Source organism: Falsiroseomonas sp. HC035 (genome assembly GCF_050563525.1).
GTDB lineage: Bacteria > Pseudomonadota > Alphaproteobacteria > Acetobacterales > Acetobacteraceae > Falsiroseomonas.
In genome coordinates, this window is the sequence record NZ_JBNXUN010000003.1 from 40,296 (window position 1) to 52,330 (window position 12,035).

Here is a 12,035-nt window from a genome sequence, read left to right on the forward strand (position 1 = left end):
GTGGGCGCGGATGGTTGATGCTGTCAACGGTAAGGGATGGAGACCAGGAACATGCGCATCACCCGCCGCGGCACCTTGCTCGGTGCCGGCCTGCTGGCTCTTCCCGCACGCGCCCAGACGCCTTGGCCCAACCGGCCCATCCGCTTCATCGTCCCCTTCGCCGCCGGTGGCCCCGTCGAGGTTCCGGCCCGCTTCATCGCGGAGGCGCTGGGCCAGAAGCTGGGCCAGCCGGTGGTGGTGGAACCGCGGCCGGGCGCCGGCGGATCGCTCGGCGTCCAGGCGGTGGTGCAGGCGAACGACCCGCACACGCTGCTGGTCACCACCTCCTCTGTCGCCATCCTGCCGGCGCTCATGGAGAACCCGGGCTACGACCCGTTCCGCGATCTGGTACCGATCACCATGGTCAGCGAGGCGCCAATGGTGATCCTGGCCAAGCCGGACAACCCGATCCGCGACCTGGCGGATCTGATCGCGCGCGCCAAGGCGCGGCCCGGCGGCATCACCTACGGCACCTCCGGCGTTGGCTCCACCACACATTTGGGCGGCGCCTTGCTTGGCGTGCGGGCGGGCATCGAGTTGCTGCACGTGCCCTATCGCGGCGCCGGGCAGGCGGTGACAGCGCTGTATGCGGGGGATACCGACCTTCTGGTGACCGGCACGATCGAGGCGCTGACCCATGTGCGGGAGCGCCGGCTGAAGGCCATCGCCGTGACCGGCGCCGAACGAACCCCGGCGCTGCCAGATACGCCCGCCATCGCGGAGGCCGTGCCCGGCTATGCCATGACGATCTGGTACGCCATGTTCGGCCCTCGCGGCACGCCGCCGGAGGTGGTGGCGCGCCTGGCGCGGGAGGTGGCGCCGCTTGCCCGCGGCAATGCGCTGGCCACGCGGATGGAGGAAAGCGGCGCGACGCTGCTGCTGGACGGACCCGCGCGCCTGACAGAGCGCCTGGCCGCGGAGGTGCCGCAGTGGCGGGAGGTGGTGCAGCGTGCTGGGATCAGGACCTAGCCGGCGACCCCCACCGTCGCGTCCAATTCGCGATAGTCCGGCAGCGCCGCGTCCAGCACCTTCCCGGCGCGCAGTACGATGCGATCCGACTGCGGGCGGGACAGCAGTTCCGTCATGAAGCGGGCGGAGAACAGAACGAGGTCCCCACTGGCGCCGACGCGGATGGTGCCGTGCCGGTCCGCCACCCCCATCGCCTCCGCCGGCGTCGCGCCCACCGCGGCGGGCCAGGCACCGAAGGGATGGTCGAGGTGCAGGATGCGCGCGGACTCCCGGAACACCTCGGCCATGTCGAGGTCGCCATAGGCGTAGAACGGGTCCCGCGTGTTGTCGGAAGCGAGCGAGACGCGGATGCCGGCCGCGCGCATCTCATGCACCAGCGTCACGCCGCGCCAGCGGGGCGTGCGGCCGGCGACGCGGTCCTGGAGGTACATGTTGCACATTGGCAGGACGACGATGTCGATGCCGGCCTCGGCGACGCGGGCGGTGGTCTCCTTGGCGAATTCCTCCGGCTGGATCGACAGCGAGCAGCAATGGCCGCACTGGATCTTTCCCTTGAAGCCGCGCTTCAGCGCCGTCAGCGCGATCTCGCGCAGGGCGCGGGCTCCGGATTCGCCCGATTCATCCACATGCAGGTCCAGGTCGAGCCCGCGCGCTTCGGCGAGGCCGAAGAAATGGTCGAGTTCGGCCTGGAAGCTGGCGGGCAGCGCATCATGGATGCCGCCGGTGTGGCGGGTGACCATGCCGAGCACCCCGCCGGCCTCCGCCACCGCATTGGCCAGCGTCTCTCCATCGGGTCCCGTCAGGCGATCCAGCGGGCAGATCGAGGACATCTGCAGCGTGATGCGCCCGGCCCATGCCTCCCGCAGTCGGCGGAACACCCGCCAGGTTGTCAGGCCATGCGGCAGGTAGGTGTCGAGGTGGGTTCGGATGGCGACGGTGCCGTGGGCGTAGGCACAACGCAGGGCGAAGTCGGCGCGGGCGGCGATATCGGCCTCGGACCAGGCGGCGCCGCGGTCGCCCATCACGGCGGTGATGGCGCCGGCGAAGTCGCCGGTCGGATTGCGGGTGCGCGGCCAGATGTGACCCTTGTCGAGATGCGTGTGGGCATCGAGGAAGCCTGGCCATACCTGCCCGCCGCGCAGGTCGATGCCCTCGGGCGCCGTGCCCGCAGGAGCGATGGCCGCGATCTGGCCGTGGGAGACGCGCAGGTCGAGCCGCACCAGCCCCTCGAGATCCGGCGCCGCGTCCAGGCCCTGCACCAGGGCCGCCGGGCTGCGGGCGTTGCGCAGCCAGTAGTCGGGACCGGCGGCGGCGAGGGCAGGCGTCATCGACGTTCCTTCATGGCGGATTCATGCCAGTGGCGCAGCGCGAGGTGAGAGATCAGGCTCATCGCCAGGAAGATCGCGATGCCGGTCAGGGAGACCAGCACCAGGGCCGCGAACATCTTCGGGATCTGCAACTGGTAGCCGGCTTCCAGAATGCGGTAGGCGAGGCCGGACGCCCGCCCGCCTGTGCCGGCGACGAATTCCGCGACGATGGCGCCGATCAGCGCGAGGCCGCCGGAGATGCGCAGGCCGGCGAGGAAATAGGGCATCGCCGTCGGCAGGCGCAGGTAGCGCAGCACCTGCCAGCGGCTGGCGCGATACAGGCGGAACAGGTCCACCAGGTTGCTGTCGGCGCTGTTCAGGCCGAGGGTGGTATTCGACAGGATCGGGAAGAAGGCGACGATCCAGGCGCAGATCAGCAGCGCGATGCGGATATCGTCGACCCAGATGATGATCAGCGGCGCGATGGCGACAACGGGCGTGACCTGCAGGATCACGGCGTAGGGAAACAGCGACAGTTCGATGATGCGCGACTGCGCGAACAGCACCGAAAGCAGCAGGCCCAGCCCCGCCGCCACGAACAGTGCGGCGAAGGTGATCTGCAGGGTGATGAGCAGCGAGACCGAGAGGCTGGACCATTCGCGGATCAGTGTCTGGAACACGGTGACCGGGCCGGGCAGCAGGTAGGGCGGGATCTCGTTGATCCGCACCACGGCTTCCCATGCGCCGAGTGCCAGGATGCCGATGATGGTAGGCGCCAGGATGCGCAGCCAGGATTCGGCGGTCAGCCCGGCATAGCGCGCCTCCCGGTTCTCCTCCGGCGCATCGGCGGCTTCGTTGGCGGATAGCGTGACGCTCATTCCATCGCCCTCGTCAGCGCGGCCGAGATGTCGCGGCAATGCGCCGCATAGTCGGCGGAGGTACGGAAGACCTCGCCGCGGGGATAGGGCGCGTCGACCGGCAGGTCCTCCACCACCCGCCCGGGGCGGGCAGCCATGACGACGATGCGGCGGGACAGGTAGACGCTCTCAAACACCGAATGGGTGACGAAGATGGCGGTGAAGCGTTCCGCCTCCCACAGCGTCAGCAAATCGTTGTTCAGCTTGTGGCGGGTGATCTCATCGAGCGCCGCGAAGGGCTCGTCCATCAGCAGCAGCCGCGGTTTCGTCACCAGGGCGCGGGCGATGGAAACCCGCATCTTCATGCCGCCGGACAGCCCGCGGGGATAGGATTTCTCGAAGCCCGCCAGGCCGACGGACGCCAGCGCCGCGGCGGCGCGCTGCTCGGCCTCGGCCTTCGCCACGCCGGCGAGCCGCAGCGGCAGCATCACGTTGCGCAGCGCGTTGGACCATGGCGCCAGCGTCGGTTCCTGGAAGACGAAGCCGACATCGCCGGTCGCGCTGCCACCGGCCATCTCGATGCGCCCCGAACTCGGCGGGATCAGGCCCGCCATCATCCGCAGCACGGTGGATTTGCCGCAGCCCGACGGCCCGAGCAGGGAGACGAAATCCCCCTGCCCGACCACGAGGTCCACGCCGCGCACCGCCAGCGTCCCGTTCGCGTAGCGCTTGGTGACGCCCGCGAGCGCGACGACGGCCTGGCCGACCATGCCCTCAGGCAAGACCGACGCGCTTGTTGACGAACTCCAGGCTGTAGGCGCGCTTGAAGTCGAGGCCCGCGGGATACAGGCTGACATCGCGCATGCTCTCGTAGAAGGACTGCCAGCGCGCATCGGTCATCGCGCCGATGCCGAGCTGCTGCGCATCGCCGGAGGTCACGATGCCGGCCGAGTTCAGCACCCGCACGGCGTAGGCGATCTTGGCGTCGTCCATCTCCGGGTTGTCACGCTTGATGGCGGCATTCGCGGCGCCGACATCCTCGCCCTTCATGTAGGCGGTCCAGCCTTCCATCGTCGCGTTGATGAAGCGCTGCACAACCTCCTTCTTCTCCGTCACCATGCGGCGGGAGACGTCGATGGTGGTCTGGTAGTTCTGGTAGCCGGCATCGGCGATCAGGAACACCTTCGGCTTCGCGCCGGCCTGTTCGGCCGCGTAGGGCTCGGAGCTGATGAAACCCTGCTGGATCGCCATGCGATCCGCCATGAAGGGGCCGACATTGAAGGTGTAGGGCCGGATCTGTTCATCCGTGAAGCCGAACTTCGCGCGCAGGAACGGCCAGTAGGTGACGCGGCCGGCGGCGCCGATCAGGATCGGGCGGCCCTTCATGTCCTCGAAGGAATTGATGCCGTTGCCCTCATGCGTCATCAGGACTTGCGGGTCCTTCTGCATGATGGCGCCTATGGTGAGGAAGGGCAGGTTCTCCCGCACGTAGTTCAGTGCCTGGAAGCCGTTGGACATGATGAAGTCCACGCGGCCGGCCAGCAGGAGTTGCGCCGGGTTCTGCTGGGGGCCGCCCATGCGGACCTCGCACTCGATCCCGTGGCGGCGGTAGATGCCGGCTGCGACCGCCTGGTAGTAGCCGCCATGTTCGGCTTGGGCGCGCCAGTTGGTCTGGAATGAAACCTTGTCCAGCGTCTGCGCCAGCGGCACCCGCGCGCCTGCCACCGCGGACAACACCAGGGCCGTGCCGCCCGTCAGCAGAGTCCGCCGCTCCATCCGATACCGCGTGCGCATGCGCCTGATCCCCCCTCGTCCCTTGCCGGCGGCACTCTGGCCGCGATGCCACCCTATCAGGGCAATGCCCCAAACTCAGCAAGGGTCGTGCCAGCCCCGGCGCGAATTTCGAATCGCGGCCAGCATCCCTTCCGGCGCGTCTTTTAGGCACCCGCACAGCAAACAGGCAATTCCCCGGCCGCCTGTTGCCTGGCAGGCGCTGTCGGAGGCCCGCCCCGTCCTGGCGCGGTGGCACCGGCTTTGCCTAGACTGCTTCCGTGCCCGACACATCCTCCCCCCACCTGCTCCTCGACCGGCTCAGCAAGCGCTATGGCGCGCAGACCGCAGTGGATGGCGTTTCGCTGGCGGTGGCGCGCGGCGAATGCATCGCCCTGCTCGGCCCCTCCGGCTGCGGCAAGACCACGACGCTGCGGCTGGTTGCCGGCTTCATCCTGCCCGATGAGGGCCGCATCCTGCTGGATGGCGTCGCGATCGAGCGGGCGCCGCCGCACCGCCGGAAGATCGGCATGGTGTTCCAGAACTACGCGCTGTTCCCGCATCTGACCGCCGGCGGCAACGTCGCCTTCGGGCTTGAGATGCGCGACGTCGGCCGGGCCGAGCGCGACCGCCGGGTGGCGGAGGCGCTGGCGATGGTGGGCCTCGGCCACCTGGCGGACCGCTACCCCGCGCGCATGTCCGGCGGGCAGCAGCAGCGCGTGGCCCTGGCCCGCGCGCTGGTGATCCGCCCCGACCTGCTGCTGCTGGACGAGCCGCTGTCCAACCTCGACGCCGGGCTGCGCGTCGAGATGCGGGAGGAGATCGCGCGCCTGCGCGATGCCGCCGGCATCACCACCCTGTTCGTGACGCATGACCAGGAGGAAGCGCTGGCGCTGGCCGACCGCGTGGCGGTGATGGACCGCGGCCGCATCGTCGAATGCGCCGCGCCGGGGGAGCTGACGGAACGGCCGCGCCACCTGTTCACGGCCGGCTTCCTCGGCGCCCGCAGCGTCATCGCCGGGCGGGTCGAGGGCGGGGTTTTCCAGGCGGAGGGCCTGGCGTTGCCATTGCCCGCCGATGCGCCGGCGCGGCCGAGCCACCTGGTGCTGCGCGCCGCCCGCCTCGTACTGGGGCCGGCCGGCAGTGGCGGGGCAGGTTTGACGCTGCCCGCCATGGTCGAGGCCGCGACCCGGCTCGACGACAGCATCCACTACGAGGTCTCGGTCGGCCCGCATCGCCTGCGCGTGCACCGGCCGAGCGCCGAGCCGGCCTTCGCCCCCGGCACGCCCGTGACCCTGGCCGCGCCGCCCGATGCCATCGCCTGGATCGAAGATTTCTCAGCCGCAACCGGAGCCCTGCCATGACGATCACCACCACCCGCCGTGGCCTACTGGCCGGCGCCGCACTTGCCGTACCGGCCATCTGGGGCCGCGATGCCGTGGCGCAGATCCGCCGCGGCGACGAGCTGACCGTCGGCATCTGGGGCGGGCTGCAGGAACGTATCACGCGGGAATTCTGCGCGACGCCGCTGGAGCGCCAGCATGGCGTGAAGATCAACTACGTTCTGGGCGGCACGCCGGAACGCCGAGCCCGCGCCTATGCCGAACGCGGCCGCCCGTCTTTCGACCTGCTGTACCTGAACATCTTCGAAAGCCGGCAGGCGGTGAAGGACAGCGTCACGCAGGCGCCAACCGCCAACGTGCCGAACTTCGCCAACCTGTATCCGCTGGCCCGCATCGGCGGCTACGCCGTGGCGTTCAATCCCGTCACCATCGTCTATGACCGGCGGATGGTCGCGGCGCCGATGACCTCCTGGAAGCATTTCTGGCGCGAGGATCTGAAGGGCAAGGTGATCTGGCCGACCTATCCGGGCGCGCAGGGCACCGCGGGGCTGCTGATGTCGGCCAAGGTCTGGGGCGGGTCCGAGAACAACATCGACCCGGCCTTCAGCAAGATCGCCGAGTTGAAGCCCTTCGCCGCGATCCAGGGCAGCCAGGACCAGCTCTACGGCATGTTCGACCAGCAGGTCGGCGCGGCTTCCATCGAATTCGGCAGTTTCACCCGCACCTATGCCGAGACCCGCAACCCGAACATCGTCATCGCGGAGCCCGAGGAAGGCCAGGCCGTCGCCGCCAACTTCGCCTGCATCACCGCCGGCACCCGCAACCAGGCGCTGGCCGAGGCCTTCGTCAACCTGCACCTCAGCCCGGAATGCCAGCAGGCCTATGCCGAGCGCACCTACTACAGCCCGACCATCCGCAACCTCACGCTGCCGCCGGAGCTGGCCGCGAAGCTCATCATGGGCGAGGCGGCGGTGGAGAAGCTGATCGACTTCGACTGGGATGTGGTGATCCGCAACCAGCCGCGCTGGTCCAGCCGCTTCACGCGCGAGATCGCCGGGTGAGGTTCCGACCTGGCGCGGGCTTCCTTGCCGCGCCCTACGTGCTGTGGCTGCTGGCGGCCTTCGCCGCACCGCTGGGGGCCGTGCTGCTGCTGTCCGTGCAGGACAGCAGCGAGATGTTCGCGCCGCTGTCGCTGCTGCCGGCCGGCACGCAGTACCAGGAGATTCTCGGCGACGCCTTCTTCCGGCGGCTGCTGCTGAACACCACGCTGCTCGGCCTCGGCGTCGCGGCCGCGGCAACGCTGCTCGGCTATCCCATGGCGCTGTGGCTGACCCGGCTTTCGCCGGGTGCCAAGCCCTTCGGCTTCGCCATAATCCTGGTGCCGCTGCTGACCAACGTGGTGGTGCGCTCACTCGGCATCATTCTGCTGCTGGCGCCGCGCGGTGTGGTGTCCGGCATCGCCCAATCGCTCGGCTTCCCGCCGGTCAACCTTCTGTTCAGCTGGTTCGCGGTCGGGCTCGCGCTGGTGCAGGTATTCCTGCCCTTCATGGTGCTGGCGCTGTACGACGTGCTGGAATCGCAGGAAAAGCGGCTGGAGGAAGCCGCGGCGGGGCTCGGCGCGGGTCCGGCAATGCGCTTCTGGCGGGTGACGTTTCCGCTGTCCCTGCCCGGGCTGCGCGGCGGGCTGACGCTGGTCTTCCTGCTTGCCTCCACCGCCTATGTCTCCGCCATGCTGGTCGGCGGGCGGCAGGTGCTGGTCACCGGCATGCTGGTGCTGCGAGAGGGTCTGGAAAACCTGAACTACCCCCTCGCCTCAGCGCTCGCGGTGCTGATGCTGGTGATTTCCATCGTTGTCACCTTCGTCTTCGCCCGGGTCATCGGCGCCTTCACGCCGTGGGTCCTGGCGCGGGCGCCAAGCCGGATGCCGGCGCTGCCGCCCGCCCTGCGCCGCGCCCTGGTCTGGCTGGCGGAGGCTTCGGCGCCGGTGGTCTACCCGGTGCTGCTGGCGGCCGGCATCGGCATCCTGATGTTCCCGCTGCTGCTGGTCGCCGTCGCCTCCGTGAACGACAGCCCGCAGGCGACGGTCGCGCAGTTCATCGGCTTCACCTGGAAATGGTACGCCGCGGTCCTGCAGAACGAGCGGTACCTCTCCGACGCATGGACCAGCCTGCAACTGGCGCTGTGCTGCGTAGTGATCTCCCTTTCCCTGGCCTTGCCGGCGGCCTTTGCCCTGGTGCGAGCAGGGTTCCGGGGGAAGGAGACGCTGGGTGCCTTCCTGATGCTGCCGCTGGCGCTGCCGGGCATTGCCGTCGGGCTCGGCATGCTGCGGCTGCTGCAATGGTTCAACCAGGTGCCGCCCTTCCTGGGCGTGCTCGCGGTGCATGTGGTGCTGGTGGCGCCCTTCATGCTGGCGCTGCTGCGCGCCTCCGTCGCACAACTCGACCGCGGGCTGGAGGAAGCGGCGCAGGGCCTCGGCGCAACCCCCACGCGCGTGTTCCGGCGCGTCATCCTGCCGCAGTTGGCGCCGGGCATCGCGGTGGCCTGCGTCATTGGCTTCCTGCTGTCCTTCGGCGAGGTCACTGTCACCGCCTTCCTGACCACGGCGCGGCTGCAGACCCTGCCAGTGCGGATCTACGCGGAGGCAACTTTCAGCCTGGAGAACACGGTGAATGCCATCAGCACCATCTTCATCCTGGTGACGGTGGCGCTGCTGGTGCTGGTCAACCGGCTGATGCCGCTGGACCGGGTCTGGAAGAGGTAGATTTTTTCGGAAGCCGGTCGAAATGACGGGGCGTGGGGTGTCATCGTACCGGGCAGGTCATCTGCCCGACGAGAAAGGACAGCCCGATGCAGTACATGCTCATCATGACCGAGACCGAGGCCGAATTCGCATCCCGGGACCAACCGGAGAAGGCCGGCGCCTATTGGGGTGGCTGGACCTCCTTCATCGGTGCCATGCGGCAGGCCGGCATCATCGTGAATGGCGATGGGCTGCAGCCGCCGCACACGGCAACGACGGTCCGGATCCGCGACGGCCGTCCGGTGGTGCAGGACGGGCCCTTTGCCGACAGCAAGGAACAACTCGGCGGCTACTTCATCATCGACGTGCCGGACCTCGATACGGCGCTGGCCTGGGCGGCGCGCTCGCCCTCCGCGCTCTGCGGCTCTGTCGAGGTCCGGCCGGTGCTGCCACCCATGCCGAAGTGATGGACGGCGCGCGGCAGGCGGCCATCCGCGCGGCGGAGCTGGCGGCACGAAGCTGCTACGGCCGGCTCGTCGCACGGCTCGCCGCGCGGTCGCGCGACATCGCCGGCGCCGAGGACGCCCTGGCGGAGGCCTTCGCCGCCGCGCTCCGCACCTGGCCGGAGCGTGGCGTGCCGACCGCGCCGGAGGCTTGGCTGCTGACCGCGGCGCGCAACGCACAGACGAACGCCGGCCGTCACCGCCGGGTGCGCGACGCGGCCGCCGCCGAAATCGAACGGCGGCAGGCGGAGCGCGAGGCGCGCGATGCAAGCTTCCCGGACGAGCGCCTGAAGCTGCTGTTCGTCTGCGCGCACCCGGCCATCGATGCCGCGGTGCGCACGCCACTGATGCTGCAGGCGGTGCTGGGCCTCGATGCCGCCCGGATCGCCGCGGCCTTCCTCGTCGCGCCCGCCGCGATGGGCCAGCGCCTGGTGCGGGCGAAGGCGAAGATCCGCGACGCCGGCCTGCGCTTCGCGGTGCCGGAGCCGGAAGACATGCCGGGCCGCTTGGCCGAGGTGCTGGCCGCCATCTACGCCGCCTATGGCACGGGGTGGGAGGCCCGGCAGGTCGGGCTGGCGGAGGAGGCAATCTACCTGGGCCGGCTGGTGGTGGAATTGCTGCCGGCCGAGCCCGAGGCGCGCGGCCTGCTCGCCCTGATGCTGTATTGCGAAGCGCGGCGGGAGGCCCGGCGCGATGCCGCCGGCCGCTTCGTACCGCTGGCGCGCCAGGATGCCAGGTTGTGGTCCGGCGCCATGATCGCGGAGGCCGAGGCGCTGCTGGCCGTGGGTGCGCGCGCCGGGCGCTTCGGCCGCTACCTGTGCGAGGCGGCCATCCAGTCCGTCCACATCCAGCGCCCGGTCACCGGCCGCACGGACTACCGCGCGCTGCGGCTGCTGTATGACCTGCTGGCGGCGCATGAGCCCAGCCTCGGCGTGCTGGTGGCGCGCGCGGCACTGCTGCTGGAAGCGGGCGATGCGGCGGCGGCGCGGGTTGCGCTGGATGCGCTGGAGGGCCAGGACATGGCGGGCTACCAGCCCTACTGGGTCGCCCTTGCACGCCTGCTTCGCGCCGAAGGCCAAGCCGCGGAGGCCGAGTTGGCGCTCAGCACGGCGCTGAGCCTGACCGACGACGTTGCGTTGCGGGAGTTCCTGTCCCTGCCGCCGCCCTGAAGCGCCGGTTGCGTGTGCGGGGTGCGTCCTCTATAGCCCGCCTTCCCGCGCCTGCCGGTCGCTGTCGGCGGGCCCTTTGCGCGAGCACCCTGCGATGAAGCCCGACATCCACCCGGAATACCACACCATCAACATCATCATGACGGATGGTACGACCTTCACCACCCGGTCCTGCTACGGCAAGGAAGGCGACACCATGCGCCTCGACATCGACCCGAAGTCGCACCCGGCCTGGACCGGCCAGCAGCGCGTGATGGACACTGGCGGCCAGATCGCCAAGTTCAACAAGAAGTTCGCCGGTCTCGGCGTGCGCAAGCCGGCCGCCTGATCCCGTCCGGATCGTGGGTCGCAGGGCGCGTTTCCGGGTTGCCGGAAGCGCGCTTTTTGCGTTGTTCGGGCCCTCTTGAAGCGCGCTTCGGCGCTGACTAACTGCTGCGTTGCCAACGGTGCCCGATCGGGGCCGGAGGCGCGGAGGCCGAGAAGATGCCGCCCGTTCGCGGGGGCACCGGACCGGGCATCCGCGGCACAATCGACCTTGCTATCGCAGGAGGTCTTCATGAACGCGCTTGATTTCTCGCCCTTGTTCCGCTCCGCCATCGGCTTCGACCGCATGGCCCGCCTGGTGGAAACCGCCCGGGCGGCGGCCGATGGGCCCAGCTACCCGCCCTACAACATCGAGAAGACCGGCGAGGACAACTACGTCCTGACCATGGCCGTTGCCGGCTTCGGCCCGGACGACATCGAGGTCACGGCGCATGACAACACGCTGACCGTGTCCGGCAAGGCCGCCCCGGCCCCGGCCGAGAATGGCCGCGTGCTGTATCGCGGCATCGCCGGACGGGCCTTCGAGCGTCGCTTCGTCCTCGCCGACCACATCGTCATCGAGGGTGCGCAGCTCGAGCACGGCCTGCTGCACGTGGCGCTGCGCCGGCAGGTGCCGGAGGCGCTGAAGCCGCGCCGCATCGCGATCCAGGCGGCCCAGGGTCAGGGCCAGAAGGTGCTGGAGAACGAGGCGCCGCAGGCCCAGGCGGCCTGACGCACGATCGACTGGGCCGGCGGAGCGATCCGCCGGCCCTTCCGTTATTCAGCCTTGCGGAAGAATGCGTCCGCCGCGCTGCGATGCGCGTCTCGCTTGCCGATCTCGGCCTCGGCCCGGGCTATCTCGGCCCGAAGCTGGGCGATGTAGGCGCGCAGATCCGTCACGTCCCAGCGGTCCAGCACCGCCGGCTGGAAATGCCCCTTCGGGCGTGGACCCTCCTCCTCCATGCACTCCTCCATCATTTGCCGACCCGGCCTGGGGCTTTGACCCGACCCGGTGCGCTCTCTATATCCGATCAT

Annotated in this window: 13 protein-coding genes; 8 read left to right on the plus strand and 5 right to left on the minus strand. The window is 69.7% G+C overall.

Features of this window, described 5'->3' with window-relative positions; genetic code table 11:
• Positions 1 to 51 precede the first annotated feature (51 nt).
• Positions 52 to 1,008 (plus strand): Bug family tripartite tricarboxylate transporter substrate binding protein, encoded by a 957-nt coding sequence (locus tag ACLF3G_RS07855; protein WP_430668808.1) that lies wholly within the window; start codon positions 52 to 54, stop codon positions 1,006 to 1,008.
• Here the strand turns inward: ACLF3G_RS07855 and ACLF3G_RS07860 are convergent.
• Genes ACLF3G_RS07860 through ACLF3G_RS07875 form a run of 4 tightly spaced genes read right to left on the minus strand, consistent with a single transcriptional unit; the run spans position 1,005 to position 4,966 of the window.
• Positions 1,005 to 2,336, minus strand: a complete 1,332-nt coding sequence (locus tag ACLF3G_RS07860) for a cytosine deaminase (protein ID WP_430668809.1) — start codon at positions 2,334 to 2,336, stop codon at positions 1,005 to 1,007. The genes ACLF3G_RS07855 and ACLF3G_RS07860 overlap by 4 nt on opposite strands.
• The gene (locus ACLF3G_RS07865; protein WP_430668810.1) at positions 2,333 to 3,193 is read right to left on the minus strand and encodes an ABC transporter permease; all 861 of its coding nucleotides are present in this window, start codon (positions 3,191 to 3,193) and stop codon (positions 2,333 to 2,335) included. Before ACLF3G_RS07865 ends, ACLF3G_RS07860 begins: the two co-directional genes overlap by 4 nt.
• A complete protein-coding gene (locus ACLF3G_RS07870; RefSeq protein WP_430668811.1) occupies positions 3,190 to 3,942 on the minus strand; it encodes an ABC transporter ATP-binding protein in 753 nt (250 codons plus the stop codon). The genes ACLF3G_RS07865 and ACLF3G_RS07870 overlap by 4 nt, the downstream gene beginning before the upstream one ends.
• 4 nt (positions 3,943 to 3,946) lie before the next feature.
• Positions 3,947 to 4,966 (minus strand): ABC transporter substrate-binding protein, encoded by a 1,020-nt coding sequence (locus ACLF3G_RS07875; protein ID WP_430668812.1) that lies wholly within the window; start codon positions 4,964 to 4,966, stop codon positions 3,947 to 3,949.
• A gap of 257 nt (positions 4,967 to 5,223) precedes the next feature.
• On the opposite strand from ACLF3G_RS07875, the gene ACLF3G_RS07880 reads away from it, so the two are divergent.
• The 7 genes from ACLF3G_RS07880 to ACLF3G_RS07910 all read left to right on the plus strand — a co-directional run bounded on the left by ACLF3G_RS07880 (position 5,224) and on the right by ACLF3G_RS07910 (position 11,733).
• On the plus strand, positions 5,224 to 6,306 hold the full coding sequence (locus ACLF3G_RS07880; protein WP_430668813.1) for an ABC transporter ATP-binding protein: 1,083 nt from the start codon (positions 5,224 to 5,226) through the stop codon (positions 6,304 to 6,306).
• Positions 6,303 to 7,346, plus strand: a complete 1,044-nt coding sequence (locus tag ACLF3G_RS07885) for an extracellular solute-binding protein (protein WP_430668814.1) — start codon at positions 6,303 to 6,305, stop codon at positions 7,344 to 7,346. Before ACLF3G_RS07880 ends, ACLF3G_RS07885 begins: the two co-directional genes overlap by 4 nt.
• The gene (locus ACLF3G_RS07890; protein ID WP_430668815.1) at positions 7,343 to 9,046 is read left to right on the plus strand and encodes an ABC transporter permease subunit; all 1,704 of its coding nucleotides are present in this window, start codon (positions 7,343 to 7,345) and stop codon (positions 9,044 to 9,046) included. Before ACLF3G_RS07885 ends, ACLF3G_RS07890 begins: the two co-directional genes overlap by 4 nt.
• Before the next feature lie 86 nt (positions 9,047 to 9,132).
• Positions 9,133 to 9,492: a YciI family protein gene (locus ACLF3G_RS07895; RefSeq protein ID WP_430668816.1), complete on the plus strand. Its 360-nt coding sequence runs from the start codon at positions 9,133 to 9,135 to the stop codon at positions 9,490 to 9,492.
• Positions 9,492 to 10,697: an RNA polymerase sigma factor gene (locus tag ACLF3G_RS07900; protein ID WP_430668817.1), complete on the plus strand. Its 1,206-nt coding sequence runs from the start codon at positions 9,492 to 9,494 to the stop codon at positions 10,695 to 10,697. The genes ACLF3G_RS07895 and ACLF3G_RS07900 overlap by 1 nt, the downstream gene beginning before the upstream one ends.
• A gap of 94 nt (positions 10,698 to 10,791) precedes the next feature.
• Positions 10,792 to 11,025, plus strand: a complete 234-nt coding sequence (rpmE, locus tag ACLF3G_RS07905) for a 50S ribosomal protein L31 (protein ID WP_430668818.1) — start codon at positions 10,792 to 10,794, stop codon at positions 11,023 to 11,025.
• A 228-nt stretch (positions 11,026 to 11,253) separates the two neighbouring features.
• Complete coding sequence (locus ACLF3G_RS07910; protein ID WP_430668819.1) at positions 11,254 to 11,733, plus strand: Hsp20 family protein; 480 nt, start codon at positions 11,254 to 11,256, stop codon at positions 11,731 to 11,733.
• Positions 11,734 to 11,777: 44 nt separating this feature from the next.
• On the opposite strand, the gene ACLF3G_RS07915 is transcribed toward ACLF3G_RS07910, so the two are convergent.
• Positions 11,778 to 11,963: a DUF1192 domain-containing protein gene (locus ACLF3G_RS07915; RefSeq protein WP_430668820.1), complete on the minus strand. Its 186-nt coding sequence runs from the start codon at positions 11,961 to 11,963 to the stop codon at positions 11,778 to 11,780.
• Positions 11,964 to 12,035 lie beyond the last annotated feature (72 nt).